Origin of the sequence: uncultured Paenalcaligenes sp. (genome assembly GCF_947630565.1) — a bacterium.
GTDB classification, from domain to species: Bacteria; Pseudomonadota; Gammaproteobacteria; order Burkholderiales; family Burkholderiaceae_B; genus Paenalcaligenes; species Paenalcaligenes faecalis.
On sequence record NZ_CANRIC010000025.1, the window covers coordinates 1 to 21,600 of the forward strand.

The window sequence follows — 21,600 nt, forward strand, 5'->3', positions numbered from 1 at the left end:
GTAAACTGTATTTATACACGGCAAGCTAACCCCTTAGGCTTAGGTCATGCGGTGTTATGTGCTGCTCCCATCGTAGGGAACGAGCCCTTTTTAGTCTTATTGGCTGATGATCTCATTGACGCCTCGCCTGCTGTCGCCTTACAAATGGTCGAAGCCGCCCATCAGCACAATGGCAGTATTATCGCAGTTCAACATATAGACCCCAGTGAAACAGATAAATACGGCATCGTATCTGGGGAAATGGTAGCCACACAAACCATGCGATTAGACGGCATCATCGAAAAACCCGCTCCGGTCGACGCCCCAAGTCAATGTGCGGTCGTGGGCCGCTATGTATTAGAACCAGAGATCTTTGACCATTTACGTCGCATTAAACCCGGCGTAGGCGGAGAGCTTCAACTCACGGATGGTATTGCCAGCCTATTACAAAAAAAGGCCGTATATGGCTTTGAGTACCAAGGCACGCGTTATGATTGCGGCAGCAAAGATGGCTTTTTTAAAGCCACCGTCGAATTTGGTCGTAAATACCACGGTTTAAGTACCGATTAAGGCTTAACTACGTGCTATTCCTCGACGCGATTCTCTGCGATCAATCGACGCAAGGTGGCTTTAAGTGCCGTCACATCTAAAGGCTGTAGACGGCGCACCACCTCATCCTCATGTTTTTTAGCTTCTTCAATTAGACCGGAAATCAAATACTTTCCGGTCTCCGTAATTTCGACCAAAGTCACCCGTCTATCACCGTTATGAGCCACTCGGTGCACATAACCGGCTTGAACCATCTTATCCACCACACGTGTCACCGTGGGCTGCTTGCTGGTTGCTATACGCGCCAAATGTCCCACACTCACTACTCCAGCACCTGAAAGTGTAGAAAGCACGCGCCACTCGGTAATCGAAAGGCCATTTTTCTGTACTACCTGATGGAACTCCGTCGAAATAATTTGGCTGGCCTGCGCCAGAAGAGCAGGTAAATAATTGTCCACAAACACGGATTCTGTCACTACTCACACCCTACTCATAGAAAAATTAAGCAATAAATAATTATAAATCGGCTTAACTATACCTAAGCCTTGCTGCCAAGTCTTTGATCCGATGAAAAAATAAGCATTATAGGGAAAACCATTAGGATTGATATGTTGAGTTCTAAATATATTCATATGAAAATAATAGGTATTCATTGATCACAATAATTCGCAGTACCACAAGGAGGACAACATGGCAGAACGTTCATTTGTCGAGGAAGTCAAAAAACTACGTCTAGGAGACGGAGAGGTCTTTAGCGGTGAAGGTATTCTTGCTGTCACCAAAGCGCTATTGGAATCGGGTGTCTCTTATGTTGCTGGTTATCAAGGTGCGCCTATTTCGCACTTGATGGATGTGTTGGCAGATGCCCAAGATATTCTGACTGAACATAATATTCGTTTCGAGAACAGTGCCTCTGAAGCCACGGCTGCTGCCTCCTTAGCTGCGTCGGTGAACTACCCACTACGTGGCGCAGTTACCTTTAAAGCGACAGTAGGTACAAACGTAGCTTCTGACGCATTGGCTAACTTAGCCTCTGGTGGGGTCAAGGGTGGCGCACTCATTATCGTGGGTGAAGACTACGGCGAAGGCTCCTCCATCATGCAAGAGCGTAGCCACGCCTTTGCCATGAAATCTCAAATGTGGATGCTAGACCCTCGCCCAAACCTGCCTTGCATTGTGCAAGCTGTCAAAGACGGTTTTGATTTATCCGAAGCCAGTAACACGCCCGTTATGCTGCAACTACGTATACGTGCCTGTCACGTACATGGTCAGTTCGTGGCTTCGGATAACAAACGAGCAACCTTCTCGTTAAAAGATGCCATGGAGCAACCCACTCGCGATCTAGATCGGATTGTGCTGCCTCCTGCGAGCTTCTTACACGAAAAAGAAAAAATCGAACATCGCTGGCCTGCCGCGATTAAATTCATCGAAGAGCGTCAACTGAACGAATTCTTTGGTGATGATACGGATGATGTTGGTCTGATCGTCCAAGGGGGTGGCTACAACAGCGCCATTCGAGCCCTAGAACATTTGGGGCTTGCTGACGTATTTGGCGAGTCAAAAATACCCCTGTATGTCATGAACGTGGCCTACCCATTGATTGATTCAGAATTACATCGTTTCTGCGAAGGCAAACGTGCTGTATTGGTTCTAGAAGAAGGTCAACCTAACTTTGTAGAGCAAAACATTGCCTCTATTTTAGGTCGCGCCAAATCCGATACGGAACTACACGGCAAAGACTTTTTACCTATGGCGGGTGAGTACAACACCCAAACCATGCAAAAAGGAATCCGTGCTTTCTTAGAGCACTATGGTCGCATTGAGCCTATTCCAGCCCCTAAACCACGAGTAATAGCACGAACCGAAGACACAGGCAAAACACGCTCTGTAGAAATTAGCCAATTAAATAACGCTGCCCCTGCTGTAGTCGAAGCCGCTGACGTCATACCAATGGGTACACTGGATGAAAACGTCCATTCCCGTCCCCCTGGGTTCTGTACTGGTTGCCCAGAGCGCCCTATTTTTACAGCCATGAAGCTTGTAGAGCGCGAACTAGGCGAACATCACGTCAGTGCCGATATTGGTTGTCACCTGTTCTCTATTTTGCCGCCTTTCAACCTCGGTAACACCACGATGGGTTATGGCTTAGGTGGTGCAGCAGCCTCTGCCTTGAACACCAGCACCTCAGACAAACGTGCTATTTCCATCATGGGCGATGGGGGTTTTTGGCATAACGGGTTAACCAGTGGGATCGCCAATGCCGTCTTTAACCAAAGCGACAACCTGACCATTGTTGTGGACAACAGCTACACCGCCGCTACGGGTGGGCAAGACATTTTGTCTTCCAAGGCCAAAAATGAAACACGTAGTACGGGTCACTTAATTGAAAAAGCAGCACGTGGTGTAGGCGTTAACTGGTTACGGACAGTAAAACGAACCTACGACCTAAAAACCATGACGGCAGACTTACGCGAAGCCCTAACCACAAAGGTTAAAGGCCCTAAAGTCATCATCGCCCAAAGCGAATGTATGCTGAATCGTCAACGTCGTGAGCGCGGCCAAGTCCGCAAAGCCGTAGCAGCAGGCGAGCGTGTGGTTCGCGAACGTTTTGGCGTAGACCCTGATACCTGTACGGGCGATCACTCATGTATTCGCTTGTCGGGCTGTCCTTCTCTCTCTATTCGTCCTAATCCAGATGCACTGCGCACTGACCCCGTTGCGACCGTGATGAACAGCTGTGTAGGTTGTGGTTTGTGTGGCGAAGTCTCTCACGCCGCGATTTTATGCCCCTCCTTTTACCGTGCACAAATCATCAGCAATCCGACCGGCATGGATAAATTCCGAGAAAAACTACGCCGTGGTGTCATCGGTTGGTTCCAACGCCGCAATGCCGCTAAACGCGAACAGTACGCATTCTAAATACGCTAGAGGTCTAAACCAATGCAAGTAAAACCAATTAAAATCGCAATTTTAGCAATGGGTGGTGAAGGCGGTGGCGTATTAGCTAACTGGATCGTCGCCTTGGGTGAAAATAATGATTACGTTGCCCAAACCACCTCTATCGCTGGGGTGGCCCAACGTACTGGTGCCACCATTTATTACGTTGAGCTTTTTCCAAAAAGCCAAATGAAAGATGGCAAAGTCCCCGTTTTAGCCTTGATGCCTACCCCAGGTGATGTGGATGTGGTGATGGCTTCCGAGCTAATGGAAGCCGGACGCGCGGTACAACGTGGCTTTGTAACGCCTGAGCGCACTACCCTTATTACCTCCACGCACCGTGTCTATTCCATTGCCGAAAAAACCGCAATGGGTGACGGTCGTGTAGATAGCGAAGCCCTAATCGAACATACCCGCGCTGCAGCCAAACAATACATTCATTTTGATATGGCACAAGCCGCTGAGGACTCTGGCAGTGTAATTAGTGCTGTCCTATTTGGTGCCTTATCCGCCTCTGGCGTCCTGCCCTTTAGTCGTGAGCAATTCGAACAAACGATTGAGCGAGGTGGAGTTGGCGTTAAACCTAGCCTACGTGCATTCTCTAATGCCTATGCTCGTGTGGGCAATGATGGCGCAGCGGACGAGCAAACCGATGCCAAAACCATTGATGTTGCATCCGTTCAGCCCAAAAATCCTAAAGTCGCAGCCTTAGTGGATCGGGTACGCAACGAATTCGCTGCCGATGCGCAGTCTATTATTCTTGAGGGTGTACGTCGCCTCATTGATTTCCAAGACCTAGACTACGCCCAACTCTATATAGATCGTTTAGCCAAAGTACAGCGCCAAGCACACGCTGACGATACGGCTCTCATCCGTGAAACGGGACGTTTTTTAGCGTTATGGATGTCTTTTGAGGACGCCATCCGTGTCGCTGAACTCAAAACACGTAGTAGCCGTTTTGAGCGTGTACAAAACGAAGTACGCCTCGATGAAGGTCAAATTTTGACTATTAACGAGTACATGCACCCTCGGGTTGAAGAGATCAGTGAAATCTTACCGTGTAAAAAACTAGGACGCTGGTTACTTAAACCTAGCTCTTTAGGACACAAAACGCTCAGCAAGTTCACCACCGAAGGCCGCGTCATACGCACCAGCTCACTACGTGGCTTTATGTTGCTCAATACACTAGGTGGCTTAAAGCGCTGGCGTCGTAAAACACTACGCTACGAAGTCGAGCAAGAGCGTATTGAAAAATGGTTAGATCGCATTGCTGCCAATGCCTCTGCTCACCCTGCCTTAGCGCTTGAAATTGCGCGTGCGCAGCGTTTGGTTAAAGGCTATGGTGATACCCATTTACGTGGTCTAAAGAATTTCCATACCGTAATGGATGCCTTAGACCGTAACGCAAATCGCGTGTCTCCCCATATTCTACAGACCATGCGTGATGCCGCCTTAGCTGACGAGCATGGCAAAGAGCTAGAAAAAGTGCTTAAACAGCACGCTTTAGCTTAAAAAAGCCGCTTATTTTTGATGATTTATTATGGTTAACGATAGGGCTTAAATGCTTCACTACTAAACTATTTATAGTAGAATGCATTTAACTAATCGACAAAAATTATCGTTAACCATCACAAGTACAGCCTGTACATTGTGATGTACAGGAAAAGAACATGAAGCAAGACGCAGCAACGCTTGACGAGGTACTAGAGCAAAATCAAGACAGTGGTTACGAGGGCCGTTTAAGCCCTAAAGACCCAGCTAGCCTACGCTTGTGGCTACGTTTAATGACTTGTACCAAACAAATCGAGGACGAAATCCGTCGTCGCCTACGGGCTAATTTTGATATTTCGTTGGCTCGATTTGACTATATGGCGCAACTGTATCGCTACCCAACAGGCCTAAAAATGGGGGAACTATCCCGCTATTTAATGGTGACGGGTGGCAACGTAACCGGTCTAACCGACGAGCTATCTCGCGAAGGCCTTGTGTCTCGTGAAAGCAGTCCCACCGACCGCCGTGCTTGGCTTCTACGCTTGACCCCTAAAGGCAAAAGTACTTTTGAGTTAATGGCTAAACAACACAACCAGTGGGTTGCCGAGCTATTCGAAGGCCTAGATCACGACACCATAGAGCTCGTGCATCAGCATTTAGGACAACTACGTGTGCACTTATTAACCTTAATCAAATAAGGCACACCACAAAACATGATAAAGCTATGGTTTGGGTTAGCGCTTCCTGTCAGTTTTACCCAAATCTTGATTAACCCAAAGTGCAAACAGCGCTTAACGTAGTAAAGGTAAAAACATGGGATCAAAGCTGTACACAAATGAACACCGTATCCGTTTTTCCGAATGCGACCCCGCTGGCATCGTTTTCTACCCACAATACTTTGTATTGTTTAATGACCTCCTAGAGCAATGGATTGACTCCATGCTTCCTGAAGGTTTTAGCGGTTTAATTGCACACAATAAAGTGGGCATGCCTACCGTTAATCTGCAAGCCGATTTCCGCTCTATCAGCAAAATGGGTGATGATGTTGTGCTCAGCCTTGGTGTTAAGAAAATCGGCAGCCGCTCCTTGCAATTACGTTTGCAATGTGTGGGCAAAGATGATGTTTTACGTATGGAAGTGCAACAAGTGATTGTCACAACCTCGCTTGTAACCCACCAAGCCATCGAAATTCCTGAATACCTTCGTACTCCCATGCAAGATTACTTGCTGGCCGACGAAGAAATCACAGCATAATTCGGCCATGACTTGGATAACAAGACAGCATACTAAGTAAAAAAGTACGGTTTACCTTTACCTATATACTTTACTTGTATACTATTTATTAATAAATATACTGACTTGAATATATCAACAACAGTAATTAACCATACGGGACAAAGCTATGAAAATCGTATGTATTGGTGGAGGCCCAGCTGGCCTATATTTTGGCCTGCTGATGAAATTGCAAAACCCCGAAAACGACATTGTGATCGTAGAGCGTAATCGCCCATACGATACCTTTGGCTGGGGCGTGGTGTTCTCTGACGCCACAATGGAGAACTTGCGTGCCGCTGATCCTGTATCAGCACAAACCATTGGTGATGCATTTAACCACTGGGATGATATCGAGACACACTACAAAGGCCGTGCTATCCGTAGCAAAGGTCATGGGTTTATCGGTATAGGTCGTAAAAAACTATTAAATATTCTACAAGCTCGCTGTGAAGAAGTCGGCGTAGAACTCGTATTTGAAACCATCGTAGAAGACGAAGTCGAAATCGCACGTAAATACAATGCAGATTTAGTCATCGCCTCCGACGGGATCAATAGCCGCATCCGCAACAAATACCCAGAAAGCTTCAAGCCCGATATCGATGAACGCAATTGTCGCTTTGTGTGGTTAGGCACGAAAAAAGTCTTTGATGCCTTTAACTTTATTTTTGTAGAAAATGAGCACGGCTGGTTCCAGGCTCATGCCTACCGCTTCGAAGATGGCCTATCTACGTTCATTGTAGAAACCCCGAACGAAACATGGGAAAAAGCTGGCATTGAAAACATGAGCCAAGAAGAAGGCATTAAGTACTGCGAAGAACTTTTCGCTCCGTACTTAGATGGCAATGAGCTCATCAGCAATGCATCACACCTACGCGGCTCTGCCATCTGGATTCGTTTCCCGCGCGTTATCTGTAACGAATGGGTACATTGGGAAAATGTAGACGGCAAAAAAACGCCATTTGTATTGATGGGTGATGCGGCTCATACCGCACACTTCTCCATTGGATCTGGTACTAAACTGGCTCTAGAAGACGCCATCTCTTTGGCTGAGCATCTACAAAACGATGCCTCCCTAGAAGAAGCCCTAGAGCAATACGGTAAAGTTCGCGGTGTAGGCGTACTACGCATCCAAAATGCAGCACGTAACTCAACCGAATGGTTTGAGAACGTCGCACGTTATGCCAATATGGCCCCAGAGCAATTCACTTACTCTATGTTGACTCGCTCGCAGCGTATCTCCCACGAGAACCTACGCTTACGTGACGCAGAGGGCATCGAGCAATTTGAACGTTGGTTTGCCAATGATGCTGGGATGAACTTGGCGGCAAATCAAACACCTCCTCCACCCATGTTCACACCGTACACCTTGCGTGACATGACGCTTAAAAACCGTATCGTTTTTGCGCCGACCCTTACCTACTCCGCCACCGATGGAATGACCAACTCCTTCCATCAAACACACTATGGCGCTCGCGCTTTAGGTGGTGCTGCCTTGGTTATGGCCGAAATGACAGCCGTTACTGCTGATGGTCGTGTGACCCCTGGTTGTACCGGTCTCTGGAATGACGATCAAACCGCGGCCTGGGCTCAAGTTGTAAAAACAGTACAAGACAGCGGCGCACAGATGGGCATACAGCTAGGTCATGCTGGTCGTCGTGGCTCTAAACAGGTCGGCTGGGAAAAAGCCAACAAACCACTTGCCTCGGGCAACTGGGATCTGATTTCTGCTTCTGCTCTTGCTTATGATGCTGACAGCGCAACACCTGCCGAAATGAGCCGAGCCCAAATGGATCAAATCCGTGACGCATTTGTTGCTGCCACTCAACGTGCTGATGCTGCTGGTTTTGACTGTATCGAACTACAAGCAGCCCAAGGCTACCTACTATCTAGCTTCATTTCACCTCTAACGAATCAGCGTAACGACGAGTTTGGTGGCAGCCTAAGCAATCGCATGAAATACCCCTTAGAGGTCTTTAACGCGATGCGCGCTGTTTGGCCAGAAAACAAACCAATGATGGTTCGTATCTCTGCAACAGATTGGGCAGACGGTGGTACAACCGTAGACGAAGCCGTCGAGATCTCACGTCTATTTAAAGCAGCAGGCGCTGATTTAGTGGATGTGTCCAGTGGCGAGGTTGTGGCCGATCAACAACCTATTTATGGTCGTATGTATCAAACCCCCTTTGCTGATCGTATTCGCAACGAGGCAGGTATTGCCACAATGGCCATCGGCTCCATCATGGAAGCCGACCATGCCAATAGCATTATTGCGGCAGGTCGCGCTGATCTTTGTGGTTTATCTAGAGGCTTTTTAGCCAATCCAAACTGGCCACTACACGAAGCGGCAAAACTGGGTTATCACGACATCACTTGGCCTAAACAGTATCGTTGGGGTCAAGACTGGCTAGAACGCAACGAAAACCGCCCTGTATTAAAAGGCTAAGGAGACACATCATGACAGACGAACGTTACGACATCTACAAAGAAGACGTAGCAGGCCGTGCTAACGTGACTGACACCCCCGAACTGATCAAATACTATAAAGATCTAGAGCAGTTCGAGGCCGGTGCCTTATGGAACGTGGCAAACAAAATTGAACCTTGGGAGCCTAAGTCCCAGTCAGTGCCAGTACTGTGGCGTTACCAAGACCTGCGCGAATACGTACTACGCTCCGTAGACTTGGTCACACCAGAGCAAGCAGGTCGCCGGGTTATTTATTTAAATAACCCAGGTCGACAAGATGTGTCGGCTTCAGTGGGTTGGCTGTATTCTGGTTTACAGGTGATGCACCCAGGCGAAGCGGCCTCTGCCCACTCACACTCGTCCTCAGCCTTACGTTTCATCATGGAAGGCTCTGGCGCTTATACCGTCGTTGATGGCCATAAAATGACCTTGGGTGCTAATGATTTTGTGTTAACACCAAATGGTGCGTGGCACGAGCACGGCGTCAGCGCCGAAGGCTCCACATGTATCTGGCAAGATGGCTTAGACATTCCTTTTGTTAATGCCATGGAAGCCGGTTTTTACGCGGTTCACCCTGACTTATCTCAGGCAGTGACATTCCCCGTGAATGACGCCACACATATCTGGGGTAACCCTGGATTAAAACCGGTACTACATGACTGGCAAAAACCGTACTCCCCCTTGCTGAAATACGAGTGGGAACCGACCTACGAAGCCTTGTCTCGCTATGCCAAAGTCACTGATGGCAGCCCTTTTGATGGCATCATCATGGATTACACCAATCCGCTCACTGGCGGCCCCGTGATGGCAACCATGGGTGCTAGCATGCAAATGCTGCGCCCCGGTGAACACACCAAAGCGCATCGTCACACCGGTAGCATTATGTACCAAGTGGCAAAAGGTCATGGTTACTCCATCATCAATGGCAAACGTTTTGATTGGCGCGAGCGCGATATCTTCTGCGTACCCTCTTGGATGTTCCACGAACACGTCAATGGGTCCAGCAGCGATGATGCGTGCTTGTTCTCTTTCCACGACTTACCCGTTATGCGTGCACTAAACCTCTACTACGAGGAAGCGCTTGCAGAAAACGGTGGTCACCAAATAGTTACTGAATAATTGAATCCGGTACGTTGCCCTATCAACGTACCCCGCTTCTTTCGGAGATAAAAAATGCGTCTTGTTACTTACCGCAGCGAAGTTGCTGCCGCTGCCCGCCTAGGTGCTATTGTTGGCGATCTAGTTGTTGATTTATTTGAGCTAGGCCTAGCCACTGGTCAGCCGCTACCTGACAACATGCTCGATTTTATCGACATGGGTCCTTCCGCTGTAGCTGCTACAACCCGTCTACTTGAGGAGTGTGCCGACGACCTACCTTTAGGTGTTGCCGTTCCTTTGGCTAACGTCAAACTATTGGCTCCTATCCCACGCCCACGCAAAAATATTTTCGGTATTGGTTTGAACTACGTAGAGCACGTAGCTGAATCCAGCCGTACCTTGGATACTTCCGCAGACCTACCTAAAGAGCCTGTGATTTTCTCCAAGCCGCCTACCACTGTGATTGGTCCTGATGATGCCATTGAGCACAACAAAAACATTACTCAGCAAATGGACTGGGAAGTTGAGCTTGCTGTCATCATGGGTACTCGCGCTAAACGCGTTAGCAAAGAAGACGCCTTAAAATACGTATTCGGCTACAGCGTTATGATCGACGTTAGCGCACGTGATTGTCGTCGTGCTGGCCAGTGGATTTACTCCAAAGGTCAAGACACTTACGCGCCTTTCGGTCCAGTTATTGTGACTGCAGACGAGCTACCAGATCCACATAACTTGGATCTAAGCCTAACGCTAAACGGCGTGACCAAACAAAGCTCCAACACCAAACACATGCTCTTTAATGTCAACGATCTAATTGCTGACATCAGTGCTGGTATTACACTAGAACCCGGTGACATCATTGCCTCCGGTACACCTGAGGGTGTAGGTGCGGGCCGTGATCCACAAGAATGGATGTGGCCAGGTGATGTTGTTGAAGCTGTTGTTGAAGGTATTGGTTCGCTACGCCACTCCATCGTGGACGTAACACCTAAAAACTAAGGAGAACATGCATGCTTGAATTGCCAAAATTCAAGGCTGCAGCTGTTCAGACCGCGCCGGTGTTTTTAAACACCGACGCGACCGTTGATAAAGCTTGCCGCCTGATTCACGAAGCCGCCGATAATGGTGCCCAACTTGTGGCTTTCCCCGAGGTATTCATCTCAGCCTATCCGTACTGGAGCTGGGTCATGAACCCCGTAGAGGCCAGCCCTTGGTTCGAGAAGCTCGTCATGTCAGCTATCGAAGTCCCCGGCCCAGAAATTCAGAAGATCGCTCAGGTGGCTCGTCAACGCGAAGTTAACGTAGTGATTGGTGTTAACGAACGTAACCCCAATAGCTTCGCTACGATCTACAACACGCTCGTTACCATCAACCACGAAGGCCGTATCATTGGCCGTCACCGTAAGCTCGTGCCTACTTGGGCAGAGAAACTGACGTGGTCTCCTGGTGATGCTTCTTCTATGCGTGTACATAAAACAAACATTGGCCCGTTGGGTTCTTTGGCATGTGGTGAAAACACTAACACCTTAGCGCGTTTCAGCTTGCTTGCTCAGGGTGAGATGATCCATACCGCTAACTACATTGCCCTACCGGTCGCACCCAAAGACTACGACATGGCAGAAGCCATTCGTCTACGCGCCGCCGCACATTGTTTTGAAGGTAAGGTCTTTACTGTCATCTCTTGCTCTACCGTTTCCGAAGAAATCGTAGACCTGATGAGTGCTTCACATCCCGAAGCCCGCGAATTACTTGCCCGTAAAAACAGTGCATTCTCTGGCATCATCGGCCCTGATGGTCGCACCGTAGGCGACCCACTAATTGATGACGAAGGCATTGCTTATGGTGATATTGACTTATCCCGCTGCATTCAGCCTCGCCAAATGCATGACATTACGGGTCACTACAACCGTTTTGATGTATTCAATCTGCAAGTGAACCGTCGTGCTCTAAGCGCAGCTACCTTTGTGAACGACAATTTCAATGTCGATGAGCTCAATCCTGAGCCCACAGAGTTTGAGCCTCGCGATAACTAATATCGCCTGTAGGGCATACGCTGTATGCCCTACCAAAACCATACAAAATACAAAAAATGGAGACTACCATGAGCAACGCCCTTAGCCTCATGATTCAAGCCCTAGACAATAGCAGCTTAAAAGTTATTGACTTGACCCACACCCTCAGCGAGAGTTTTCCCTCTTTGCAACTGCCTGAGCAGTTCGGCCAAACCGCTGGTTTCTCTAAACAACGTATCAGCAAATACGACGAAGCCGGCCCCGGTTGGTACTGGAATAACTTCACCTGTGGTGAGCATACAGGGACTCACTTTGATGCCCCTGCACACTGGATTTCTGGCAGTGAACATGCCAATGGCACGGTAGATACTATTCCTGCCGAAAACTTTATTCGTCCTGCTGTCGTCATTGATGCCTCTGCCGAGGTCGCCCAAGACGATAACTGGATTTTGACGCCTGAGTTTTTAGAAGCGTGGGAACAAAAACATGGTCGTATCCCCGCCCGTTCTTGGGTCTTTTTACGTACGGACTGGTCAAAACGCCTCGAAGAGCAAGGGCCAGAGGCTTACGTTAATATGAAAGAAAATGGCCCGAACACCCCCGGCCCGTCACAGGCCGCCGTAGAGTGGATGATTAACGAGCGTGATGTACATGGCTTTGGTGTAGAAACCATTAATACCGATGCAGGCCAGTCCTACGCATGGCCCGTCGCTTACCCTTGCCACACTTTGATGCATGGTGCTAACCGTTACGGTCTGCAGTGTCTACGCAATCTAGATCAACTACCCGCCACTGGCGCCTTGATCTTTTCTGCCCCACTTAAAATTGAAAGTGGTTCTGGTAGCCCCTTACGTGTGCTTGCCGTCGTCAATCGTTAACTGCTTGCTGCATATCACATCAAAAAGCCCCTTCAAATCAGGGGCTTTTTTGCGTCTGTAGACCGCTTTCTAGTCCTAGTGGTTTTCCATTACATTCCCGAGAATATATTGATTACTAAACTATCTATTACTAGAATACCTTTCATATCAATAACTATTTCTGTGATGAGACAAGCGATGCAACTATTAGAACTCGTTATTCGCGATATTCGCGATGCCTCCCCTCTGATTCGTGAGTTCGTTCTCGAATCCACGAACGGATCTGCACTACCTGTTTTTTCAGCAGGCGCTCATATCCAAGTCCAAATTCCCGAGCTCAACGACCATCGCTGTTACTCGCTCATAGTCACTGACCCAGAGCATGACTGGCGTGCAGCCCCACAACAGTATCGTCTAGGCGTTCGCCTAGAGGCCGAAGGCAATGGCGGCTCAAAATTTATGCATCAGCTGAAAATGGGTGATGTGATTCAAGCTACTGCCCCCATCAATGATTTTCCTTTAGATGCTGCACAAACGGACGAAAAAGACATTGTGTTAATCGCTGGCGGGATTGGTATCACCCCTATTGCCAGTATGGCCCACGCCCTAGCAGACCAACAGCGTCCGTTCACCTTGCATTACAGCGCTAGAACAGCCGATCAATTGGCTTTCGCAGACGAGTTAAAAACACATCTAGCTCACCAATTAGTTTGCTATACCAACGATGACACGCCTTTTGATCTAACCGCCTTATTTGACACGCTCAGCCCGGATCAGCACATCTATGTGTGTGGCCCCCAAGGCATGATTGACGCGGTGATTGAGCTGGCTAAAACACGCAATTGGCCCCGCTGTAACGTGCATTTTGAACTATTCATTACCGCCGCCCCCTTAGAAGGCGATCAACCCTTTGAGCTAGAACTTCGACAATCAGGACTGACTTTTACCATTCCTGCTGACAAAACCATTGTTGATGTGCTCGAAGAGGCTGGTGAAGACCCCATGTATGACTGCAAACGCGGCGAGTGCGGTGTCTGTACGGTGGATGTACTAGAGGGCATTCCCGACCACCGGGATTACTTTCTCAGTGATAAAGAAAAAGACAGCGGAAAAGTCATCCAAATCTGTATTTCACGCGCTAAATCCCCAAAACTCGTTCTTGATCTATAAGGTGCTTGCCATGAGTCACTATCGTAATAATCCCGATGCTATTCGCCAACTTGTGCGCGATACCGAAGTTCATAAAGACCTCTACATCAATGACGAGCTATTTCAGCTTGAAATGGAACAGCTTTTTGCTAATACCTGGGTATATGTGGGCCATGCCAGCCAGACTCCCAATAAAGGCGACTACTACACCACGACCATTGGTACCGAAGAGGTCATCATGGTGCGCCATAGCGACAACAGCATCAAAGTGCTATACAACCGTTGCCCACATAAAGGGGTCAAGGTCGCCGGAGAAACCTGTGGCAATACGGGCAAGTTTTTCCGTTGCCCCTATCATGCATGGACTTTCCGCACCGATGGACGCTTATTAGCCATTCCACTCAAAAAAGGCTACGAAGATACCGGTTTTGAGTGCTCTGAAGCCAGCCAAGGCATGGCTCCCGTCGAAAACGTAACCGTTTATCGTGACTTTGTTTTCTGTAGACTCAGTCCCGAAGGGCAAAGTTTTGAGGATTTCTTTGGAGAGTCCTTAACAACTATAGACAATATGGTAGAGCGCTCTCCCGAAGGAAAACTAGAAATCGCAGGCGGTGTCATGCGTTACATGCATAACTGTAACTGGAAGATGCTGGTCGATAACCAAACGGATACCTGTCATCCTATGGTGGCGCACGAATCCTCAGCCGGTACAGCTATCAAAGTCTGGGAAGACGCCCCCGAAGGCACGCCCAAACCAATGGCGGTAGAGCTTTTCGCCCCCTTTATGTCCCCTTATGAGTTTTTTGAAAACATGGGCATTCGGGTTTGGGAAAACGGTCATGGTCATACGGGCGTTTCTGACTCTATCCATGCAGAATACTCTGACATTGATGGGTACTGGGATCAAATGGTGAGCGCCTATGGCGAGGAGCGAGTCAAAGAAATTCTGGGGGATGTACGCCATAACACGGTGTATTTCCCCAACATCATGATCAAAGGGCCTATTCAAACCATTCGTATTTTCAAACCCATTGCCGTGGATAAAACACTGGTGGAGTCATGGACATTTCGCTTAGTGGGCGCCCCGGATAAATTCCTTGAACGCACACTGATGTACAACCGCCTCATCAATGCCCCTACTTCGGTGGTTGGCCATGATGATTTGGAAATGTATGAGCGCGCTCAAGAGGCACTAAAAAGCCGAGGACGTGATTGGATGAACGTAGGACGTCTCTATGATCCAGCGGAAAAAGAACAAAAAAATGTGGTGGTTAACGGCACAAGCGAAGTGCAAATGCGTGCGCAGTTTCGTGCGTGGTTGAAATACATGGGTGTTGATGCCTAACCCCTCTGCCCCATTGATATAAAGGATTCCCCATGACACAAATTACTGCCCAAGCCCTAATTGATTTTGTTTACCACGAAGCCGACCTACTCGATGAGCAGCGTTTTACCGAGTGGTTAGAGCTATTTACCGAAGACGCTTATTACTGGATGCCCTTGGCTCATGGCCAGACAGACCCCATCTTGCACGCCTCATTGCTGTACGAAGACAAACTGTTATTAAAGGTACGGGTAGAGCGCCTCGTAGGTCAACGTACCTTTTCCCAGCAACCAAAAAGTCGCTGCCACCACTTATTACAACAGCCCCGTGTCATCGATTTTGATGCTAACGCCACCGAGCATAAAGTCCGTACCTCTTTTCACTACACAGAAACCCGAGGTGAGACACAAACTCTTTATGTAGGTTGGGCCACTCATCATATCGTGGTTGAGAATAACCAATTACGTATGCGTCTAAAACGCGTTGATTTGCTAAATTGTGATGCGCCATTTGGCAACATCCAGTTGTTTATGTAGGAGACCGCCATGGCACAAACCATTTACACCGCGTTTCAGCAAAGCGCTCAGCAGTGGCCTGACCACGATTTTATGCTGGTCTTACCAGAGACCGCCGATGCCTATGACATTCCTGCTGGCGCAATTAGCTATGCTCAGGCACAACAGGAAATAGACCGTCTCGCCGCCCTATATTCAGCGGCTGGCTATGGGCATGGACACCGTGTTGGGATGTTATTAGAAAATCGTCCGGCTTTTTTCTTGCATTGGGTCGCTCTGAACAAACTCGGTGCTTCTATTGTTCCCATCAACCCAGACTTACGCGCCGCAGAACTCGAATACTTAATCGGCCACTCCGAAATGATTTTGGCTGTAGCCACCCCAAATCGCCATACTGATTTGGGCGAAGCCGCATTAAAAGCAGGGCAAACGATGGGTTTAATCACACCAGATCAAACCCCTCCTCCCGCGCCACAAAAAGCCCCACGTCTAGATCAAGCCATCACCATTGAAAGTGAATGCGCCCTCATGTACACCTCTGGTACAACGGGTCGCCCTAAAGGCTGCATGCTACCCAACCAGTATTTTCACGATGCAGGAGACTGGTATGCACAGGTAGGCGGCTTAGCCACCCTACATAAAGGTCGGGAGCGCATGTTGACTCCTCTACCCCTGTTTCACATGAATGCCTTGGCATTCTCTGCCATGGCTATGGTCAAAACAGGGGGCTGCTTAATCGTACTTGATCGCTTTCACCCCAGAACCTGGTGGGAGTCCGTGCGCAAATCAGAAGCCACGGTGATTCACTACCTCGGCGTCATGCCTGCCATTCTCATGAAGCTAGAGCTAACCGAAAGCGACAAAAATCATTACGTACGCTTTGGTTTTGGTGCAGGGGTAGATGGGTCTTTGCACCAGCCCTTTGAACAGCGCTTTGGCTTTCCTCTATTAGAGGCATGGGCCATGACAGAAACGGGCTCAGGCGCATGTATTATTGCCAACGAAGAACCCCGCTACATTGGTACTAACTGCTTTGGCAAAGAAAGCGCTGACATGGAAGTGCTACTCATTGATGATGAGGGTAACCCCGCTGCAACAGGCACCAATGGTGAACTATTAGTTCGTCACGCAGGCCCAAATCCCCGTCGTGGTTTTTTTGCTGGTTACTGGAAAGACCAACCTGCCACGGATGAAGCGTGGGCTGATGGCTGGTTCCACACCGGCGATATCGTCAAACGTGATGAGCATGGCTATCTACACTTTATTGATCGCAAACGAAATGTCATTCGTCGTAGTGGTGAAAATATCGCCGCTGTTGAAGTAGAAAACGTAATGCAGCAATGTCCAGCAGTTCGCTCGATTGCCGTCGCTGCTGTACCAGATGCCATTCGTGGTGATGAAGTGATGGCCCTCATTGTGCCGCATAAACCCCTCTCTAACCTTGAGGCCAAACAGCAACTAGCCACTGAAATCGTCCAATGGGGTCTGAGTCAATTGGCTTACTTTAAAGTGCCTGGTTACATTGCCTTTGTGGACCAGCTACCCTTAACCTCCACGAATAAAATTCAACGCGGCGAACTCAAAACCTTAGCCCTAGAGCTACTGAATCACCCCGACTGCGTGGATACCAATCACCTTAAAAAGCGTCAGGAGATCTAATGACTCAACGCACGCCCTATTCTGATGTTGTCCTCGTGTGTCCTGTCACCGTCCCCTATGAGCGTTTTTCTGAACACAGTGCGCATCGATGGTTAGGTACGGCACTCAAAGAACTCATCGCTCAAAGTGGTCTCAAAAAAAACGAGATAGATGGTGTTTGTGTTTCTAGTTTTACCTTAGGCAGTGATACTGCCGTCGGGTTAATGCAGCATTTTCAAATGAGCCCGCGTTGGTTAGACCATATCCCCATGGGAGGCGCGAGCGGAGTCGTAGCTATGCGCCGTGCTGCCCGCGCCGTGCAATGTGGAGATGCCACAGTAGTCGCCTGTATCGCGGGAGACACCAATCAACGTGAGTCCTTTAAAAATACAGTCAGTGCTTTTTCGCGCTTCTCTCAAGATGCCGTCTACCCCTATGGGGCTGCAGGCCCAAATGGCAGCTTTGCGTTATTGACCGACTATTACATGCAGCATTACGGAGCCACCCGCGAAGACTTCGGCAAACTCTGTGTAGCTCAACGCGACAATGCCTTACGTAACCCTCATGCGCTAATGAAAAAACCATTAGATCTTGAGCAGTACATGGCCGCTCGCCCCATTGCAGACCCCATCCATTTATTTGACTGTGTCATGCCATGTGCAGGGGCAGAAGGCTATCTGGTCATGCGCCGTGAGCAAGCAGAACAACTGAATCTTCCTTATGTAGAGATTCTAGGCACCATTGAACGCCACAACGCCTTTCCTGAAGACCCTGTTCAATATCGGGGCGGCTGGGCCATGGACATCGATGATCTCTACCACATGGCTCAGGTCACTGCCTCTGATATTGATTTCTTAGAAACCTACGATGACTACCCCGTCATCAATGTATTGCAGTTTGAGGATCTCGGTTTTTGTGCCAAGGGTGCAGGCCCTCAATTCATTCGTGATAACACGTTCACGATTGATGGCAGCTTTCCATTTAATACTTCTGGTGGGCAACTGTCCGTCGGCCAAGCGGGTGCAGCTGGAGGCTATTTAGGTTTGGTACAGGCCTTACGTCAGCTCACTCATTGTGCAGCTGAGACACAAGTCAAAAATGCCACTGTGGGAATGGTGTCTGGCTTTGGCATGATCAACTATGACCGCGGTATTTGTACTGCTGCAGCGATTTTAAAACGAGGTCACGCATGACACGCCCTTTACCACCTAGCGCCCGAAGTACCGCTGCAGCAGGTTTAACCACTGCCGCTCAGCAGAATCAAATGGCCTTGCAAGTCTGTGCCGATTGCCAAACTGTGCAATACCCACCACGAGATGTCTGCTCTCATTGCCTAGGAGATCAGTTACCTTGGCAACCTGTATCCCCTCTGGCGACAGTAGTCGCCTCTTGCACTTTGCATCACAGTAATGAGCCTTATTTTCAAGACCAACTTCCCTGGCGAATTGGTACAGTCAAACTCGATTGTGGCCCCATCGCTATTGCTCATTTACAAGACCAACTGCAAACGGGAGATCGTACAACATTGGCTCTAGAGCTAGACCCCTCTGGAGTTGGCGTATTAGTCGCTCACGCTAAGACCTCAGCCTAAAAAATAAAAAACCAAGGAGACTTTCTATGACTACCCCTTATACCGTTGTTATCACTGGTGGCAGTGCCGGAATCGGTGCTGATCTCTGTCAGCACTATATTGAAAAAGGCTACACCGTCATCTCTCTAGCCAGAAAAACGCTCAGCTGGACACACGAGCGCTTAATACAGATACAGGTCGATTTACTTGACGAGGCCGCTACAGAGCAGGCCGCGGCAGACATTGCTGCCCACTATGATGTGACTCACTTTGTACATAATGCTGGTGTTATTTGGCCTAACTTAATTGATGAAGTAAAAGTCAGTGAGCTACAAGGCTTAACCCAAATTCATCTAGGGGCGGCCATTCAAATCATGCAAGCCATCCTACCCGCTATGCGTCAAAAGCAATTTGGTCGCGTAGTCTTAATGTCCTCTAGAGGCGCTCTTGGCTTACAAACACGCACAGCGTATTCGGCCACCAAAGCAGGCATGATCGGTATGGCACGCACATGGGCTTTAGAACTCGCTGACCAAGGCATCACGGTAAACGTAGTTGCCCCTGGCCCAATTCAAACCCCTATGTTTTATGACGTAGTGGAAGCGGGTAGCGAACGCGAGCAAAAACTAGCAGCGAGTATCCCTGTTAAACGCCTAGGTCGAGCCGATGATATTACCCGTGCGGTTAGCTTTTTTGCTGATCCGGATAATAGCTTTGTAACAGGCCAGACGTTGTATGTTTGTGGTGGCGCCAGCGTAGGCACACTCACCATTTAATAGGTGATAAGGGTTATTTTCTATTTACGAGAATCTATTAACAAGTAAACTATTTATAACAAAAACATATAAATATAAAGGGCCGTATTGACGTCCCTTTATGTCAAAAAAACATCAGTCCTCGATGGAGACAACATGGACAATGACTTACCTGGCATGCAATTAGTGCGTAGCCAAGGCGGACTGGTACGCATACTAGAAATCATTCTTGATGCACTATGCGTCATCTTATTGGTCTTGATGACTGGCATCACGACCATTGATGTGGTCGGACGCTACTTATTTCATTCGCCCTTACATGGGGCCTACGAAAGCAATGAACTGCTATTAGGCATATTAGTCTTTGCAGCCCTACCTCGGGTGACTTGGCATCAACAACACCTGACAGTCACCGTTTTAGACGCCTGTCTTGGGGCTTCTTTCCGTCGCATTCAACAAAAATGCTTGTCCTTGATCTCTGCGGTAGGACTGGCCATTTTGAGCTATTTTCTGTGGCAACACGGCATGCAGTTAGCTGACTATGGCGACATGAGTAATGCCTTGCAGGTTCCCATTGCTCCCTTTGCTTTTGCCATTGCCATTTTTACCGCTATTTCCTCTTTAGCGGCATTTATGCACCTATTTGTATCACCACGCCCACAGTCCTAAGCCCGAGGTAATTTGATATGTTAGTTTCTTTAATTGGCTTGGCCTTTTTACTGTTTAGCCTATTTATTGGCTTGCCCATTGCATGGGGCATGTTGTTGGTGGGTACGATAGGCTTTAGCTATTACACCGGCTTCGAGGCCGCCTACACCATGGCAGCACAAACCGCCTTTGATACCGGCATGAGCTATAGCTTTACGGTGCTGCCTCTCTTTATTTTGATGGGTAATTTGGTTACCGCCTCTGGCTTATCAAGAGACCTATACAACGCTGCTAATGCCTTTATTGGTCACCTACGCGGTGGCTTAGCAATGGCTACCATTATTGCCTGTGGCGCTTTTAGTGCGCTCTCTGGCTCCAGTATGGCTACCACCGCCGCCATGAGCCGAGTCGCCATGCCGAACATGCGCAAATACAACTATGACGACCGCTTAGCCACCGGTAGCATTGCTGCTGGAGGCACCTTAGGGATTCTGATCCCTCCCAGCGTCATCATGGTGGTGTATGGCATTTTGACTGAAACCGACATAGGTAAGCTCTTTGCCGCTGGCTTTCTGCCTGGTTTCATCGCCCTGCTGATGTACCTATTAACCATCGTGGTTCTCACCACCATCAATCCAAAACTTGGTCAGCCCGGTGAAAAAAGCTCCTGGGCACAACGTCTACACGCAACCAAAGGCGTTTTTGCCATCACCGTGTTATTTATTGTGATTATGGGGGGTATTTATGGGGGTGTATTTACCCCTACCGAAGCCGCAGGCATCGGGGCATTTTGTACCTTTTTAATCACTTTCAAACGTCGTGGCTGGCAGCCTAAGCTCTATCTAACCGTATTGGTTGAGGCCGCCCAAACAACCGCCATCATGTTTGCTTTGGTGATCGGGGCTTTAATCTTTACTAACTTTCTCACTGTAGCGGGCTTACCCAATCAACTGCTTGAGTTTATTAACGGCTTAGACATGTCACCACTCATGGTGATCTTTATGATCTGCCTTATTTACTTGGTCTTAGGCTGTTTTTTAGAAACCATGTCAATGGTGATGCTCACAGTACCCATTTTCTACCCTATTGTGGCCTCTCTTGGATTTGATCTGGTTTGGTTTGGCATCATCGTGGTGGTTGCTGCCGAAATCAGCCTCATCACCCCACCATTAGGTTTAAATATTTTCATGATTAAAAATGTGATGCCTGATATTCCGCTACGTACCGTTATTTATGGTGTTAGCCCCTTTGTCATCACAGATATTATTCGCCTGGCTATCTTGGTTCTGGTGCCTTGGATTGTGCTGGTGGTCCCCAACAGCATGTAGTCGTAGTTCTTA

Annotated in this window: 20 protein-coding genes; 19 read left to right on the forward strand and 1 reads right to left on the reverse strand. The window is 48.5% G+C overall.

All coding sequences use genetic code 11. The features are described from left to right. The coding region (locus tag Q0Z62_RS06330; protein WP_298052307.1) for a UTP--glucose-1-phosphate uridylyltransferase at window positions 1–549 on the forward strand (549 nt) is incomplete at its 5' end. A 14-nt stretch (window positions 550–563) separates the two neighbouring features. On the opposite strand, the gene Q0Z62_RS06335 is transcribed toward Q0Z62_RS06330, so the two are convergent. Continuing rightward, window positions 564–1,004, reverse strand: a complete 441-nt coding sequence (locus tag Q0Z62_RS06335; RefSeq protein ID WP_269900734.1) for a MarR family winged helix-turn-helix transcriptional regulator — start codon at window positions 1,002–1,004, stop codon at window positions 564–566. A gap of 214 nt (window positions 1,005–1,218) precedes the next feature. On the opposite strand from Q0Z62_RS06335, the gene Q0Z62_RS06340 reads away from it, so the two are divergent. The 18 genes from Q0Z62_RS06340 (at window position 1,219) to Q0Z62_RS06425 (ending at window position 21,588) form a co-directional block, all read left to right on the forward strand. After that, on the forward strand, window positions 1,219–3,447 hold the full coding sequence (locus tag Q0Z62_RS06340) for an indolepyruvate ferredoxin oxidoreductase subunit alpha (protein ID WP_298052311.1): 2,229 nt from the start codon (window positions 1,219–1,221) through the stop codon (window positions 3,445–3,447). 21 nt (window positions 3,448–3,468) lie between these two features. After that, window positions 3,469–4,977, forward strand: a complete 1,509-nt coding sequence (locus Q0Z62_RS06345) for an indolepyruvate oxidoreductase subunit beta family protein (RefSeq protein WP_269900736.1) — start codon at window positions 3,469–3,471, stop codon at window positions 4,975–4,977. 158 nt (window positions 4,978–5,135) lie between these two features. Next, window positions 5,136–5,654: a MarR family winged helix-turn-helix transcriptional regulator gene (locus Q0Z62_RS06350; protein ID WP_269900737.1), complete on the forward strand. Its 519-nt coding sequence runs from the start codon at window positions 5,136–5,138 to the stop codon at window positions 5,652–5,654. Window positions 5,655–5,769: 115 nt separating this feature from the next. Then, complete coding sequence (locus Q0Z62_RS06355) at window positions 5,770–6,210, forward strand: thioesterase family protein (protein ID WP_298052319.1); 441 nt, start codon at window positions 5,770–5,772, stop codon at window positions 6,208–6,210. 148 nt (window positions 6,211–6,358) lie between these two features. Continuing rightward, window positions 6,359–8,674, forward strand: coding sequence for a bifunctional salicylyl-CoA 5-hydroxylase/oxidoreductase (locus Q0Z62_RS06360; RefSeq protein ID WP_298052322.1), 2,316 nt, complete (start codon window positions 6,359–6,361; stop codon window positions 8,672–8,674). An 11-nt stretch (window positions 8,675–8,685) separates the two neighbouring features. After that, entirely contained in the window at window positions 8,686–9,813 is a 1,128-nt protein-coding gene (locus tag Q0Z62_RS06365) for a cupin domain-containing protein (RefSeq protein WP_298052325.1), read from the forward strand. 54 nt (window positions 9,814–9,867) lie between these two features. Continuing rightward, entirely contained in the window at window positions 9,868–10,791 is a 924-nt protein-coding gene (locus Q0Z62_RS06370; RefSeq protein ID WP_269900741.1) for a fumarylacetoacetate hydrolase family protein, read from the forward strand. 11 nt (window positions 10,792–10,802) lie between these two features. Continuing rightward, window positions 10,803–11,825: a carbon-nitrogen hydrolase family protein gene (locus Q0Z62_RS06375; protein ID WP_269900742.1), complete on the forward strand. Its 1,023-nt coding sequence runs from the start codon at window positions 10,803–10,805 to the stop codon at window positions 11,823–11,825. Between the two features lie 68 nt (window positions 11,826–11,893). After that, entirely contained in the window at window positions 11,894–12,682 is a 789-nt protein-coding gene (locus Q0Z62_RS06380) for a cyclase family protein (RefSeq protein ID WP_298052337.1), read from the forward strand. A 177-nt stretch (window positions 12,683–12,859) separates the two neighbouring features. Beyond that, the gene (locus Q0Z62_RS06385) at window positions 12,860–13,831 is read left to right on the forward strand and encodes a PDR/VanB family oxidoreductase (RefSeq protein ID WP_269900744.1); all 972 of its coding nucleotides are present in this window, start codon (window positions 12,860–12,862) and stop codon (window positions 13,829–13,831) included. A gap of 10 nt (window positions 13,832–13,841) precedes the next feature. Then, on the forward strand, window positions 13,842–15,155 hold the full coding sequence (locus tag Q0Z62_RS06390) for an aromatic ring-hydroxylating dioxygenase subunit alpha (protein ID WP_298052342.1): 1,314 nt from the start codon (window positions 13,842–13,844) through the stop codon (window positions 15,153–15,155). Window positions 15,156–15,187: 32 nt separating this feature from the next. Beyond that, window positions 15,188–15,670, forward strand: coding sequence for an aromatic-ring-hydroxylating dioxygenase subunit beta (locus Q0Z62_RS06395; RefSeq protein ID WP_298052347.1), 483 nt, complete (start codon window positions 15,188–15,190; stop codon window positions 15,668–15,670). A gap of 9 nt (window positions 15,671–15,679) precedes the next feature. After that, window positions 15,680–17,308 carry an AMP-binding protein gene (locus Q0Z62_RS06400; RefSeq protein WP_298052351.1) on the forward strand — a complete coding sequence of 543 codons (1,629 nt, stop codon included), beginning with the start codon at window positions 15,680–15,682 and terminating at the stop codon, window positions 17,306–17,308. After that, window positions 17,308–18,480, forward strand: a complete 1,173-nt coding sequence (locus tag Q0Z62_RS06405) for a thiolase family protein (RefSeq protein ID WP_298052355.1) — start codon at window positions 17,308–17,310, stop codon at window positions 18,478–18,480. The genes Q0Z62_RS06400 and Q0Z62_RS06405 overlap by 1 nt, the downstream gene beginning before the upstream one ends. Next, complete coding sequence (locus Q0Z62_RS06410; protein WP_269900749.1) at window positions 18,477–18,878, forward strand: zinc ribbon domain-containing protein; 402 nt, start codon at window positions 18,477–18,479, stop codon at window positions 18,876–18,878. Before Q0Z62_RS06405 ends, Q0Z62_RS06410 begins: the two co-directional genes overlap by 4 nt. 26 nt (window positions 18,879–18,904) lie before the next feature. Beyond that, window positions 18,905–19,633 (forward strand): SDR family oxidoreductase, encoded by a 729-nt coding sequence (locus Q0Z62_RS06415; RefSeq protein ID WP_298052360.1) that lies wholly within the window; start codon window positions 18,905–18,907, stop codon window positions 19,631–19,633. A 135-nt stretch (window positions 19,634–19,768) separates the two neighbouring features. Further along, window positions 19,769–20,281, forward strand: coding sequence for a TRAP transporter small permease (locus Q0Z62_RS06420; RefSeq protein WP_298052364.1), 513 nt, complete (start codon window positions 19,769–19,771; stop codon window positions 20,279–20,281). Window positions 20,282–20,298: 17 nt separating this feature from the next. Further along, window positions 20,299–21,588: a TRAP transporter large permease gene (locus Q0Z62_RS06425; RefSeq protein ID WP_298052368.1), complete on the forward strand. Its 1,290-nt coding sequence runs from the start codon at window positions 20,299–20,301 to the stop codon at window positions 21,586–21,588. The last annotated feature ends 12 nt before the right edge of the window (window positions 21,589–21,600 follow it).

Coding starts and splice junctions, on each gene's coding strand:
- Q0Z62_RS06355 (WP_298052319.1), top strand. CDS start 5,770: ATGGGATCAAAGCTGTACACAAATGAACACCGTATCCGTTTTTCCGAA.
- Q0Z62_RS06400 (WP_298052351.1), top strand. CDS start 15,680: ATGGCACAAACCATTTACACCGCGTTTCAGCAAAGCGCTCAGCAGTGG.
- Q0Z62_RS06410 (WP_269900749.1), top strand. CDS start 18,477: ATGACACGCCCTTTACCACCTAGCGCCCGAAGTACCGCTGCAGCAGGT.
- Q0Z62_RS06405 (WP_298052355.1), top strand. CDS start 17,308: ATGACTCAACGCACGCCCTATTCTGATGTTGTCCTCGTGTGTCCTGTC.
- Q0Z62_RS06420 (WP_298052364.1), top strand. CDS start 19,769: ATGGACAATGACTTACCTGGCATGCAATTAGTGCGTAGCCAAGGCGGA.
- Q0Z62_RS06360 (WP_298052322.1), top strand. CDS start 6,359: ATGAAAATCGTATGTATTGGTGGAGGCCCAGCTGGCCTATATTTTGGC.
- Q0Z62_RS06365 (WP_298052325.1), top strand. CDS start 8,686: ATGACAGACGAACGTTACGACATCTACAAAGAAGACGTAGCAGGCCGT.
- Q0Z62_RS06385 (WP_269900744.1), top strand. CDS start 12,860: ATGCAACTATTAGAACTCGTTATTCGCGATATTCGCGATGCCTCCCCT.
- Q0Z62_RS06380 (WP_298052337.1), top strand. CDS start 11,894: ATGAGCAACGCCCTTAGCCTCATGATTCAAGCCCTAGACAATAGCAGC.
- Q0Z62_RS06415 (WP_298052360.1), top strand. CDS start 18,905: ATGACTACCCCTTATACCGTTGTTATCACTGGTGGCAGTGCCGGAATC.
- Q0Z62_RS06370 (WP_269900741.1), top strand. CDS start 9,868: ATGCGTCTTGTTACTTACCGCAGCGAAGTTGCTGCCGCTGCCCGCCTA.
- Q0Z62_RS06395 (WP_298052347.1), top strand. CDS start 15,188: ATGACACAAATTACTGCCCAAGCCCTAATTGATTTTGTTTACCACGAA.
- Q0Z62_RS06375 (WP_269900742.1), top strand. CDS start 10,803: ATGCTTGAATTGCCAAAATTCAAGGCTGCAGCTGTTCAGACCGCGCCG.
- Q0Z62_RS06345 (WP_269900736.1), top strand. CDS start 3,469: ATGCAAGTAAAACCAATTAAAATCGCAATTTTAGCAATGGGTGGTGAA.
- Q0Z62_RS06340 (WP_298052311.1), top strand. CDS start 1,219: ATGGCAGAACGTTCATTTGTCGAGGAAGTCAAAAAACTACGTCTAGGA.
- Q0Z62_RS06350 (WP_269900737.1), top strand. CDS start 5,136: ATGAAGCAAGACGCAGCAACGCTTGACGAGGTACTAGAGCAAAATCAA.
- Q0Z62_RS06390 (WP_298052342.1), top strand. CDS start 13,842: ATGAGTCACTATCGTAATAATCCCGATGCTATTCGCCAACTTGTGCGC.
- Q0Z62_RS06425 (WP_298052368.1), top strand. CDS start 20,299: ATGTTAGTTTCTTTAATTGGCTTGGCCTTTTTACTGTTTAGCCTATTT.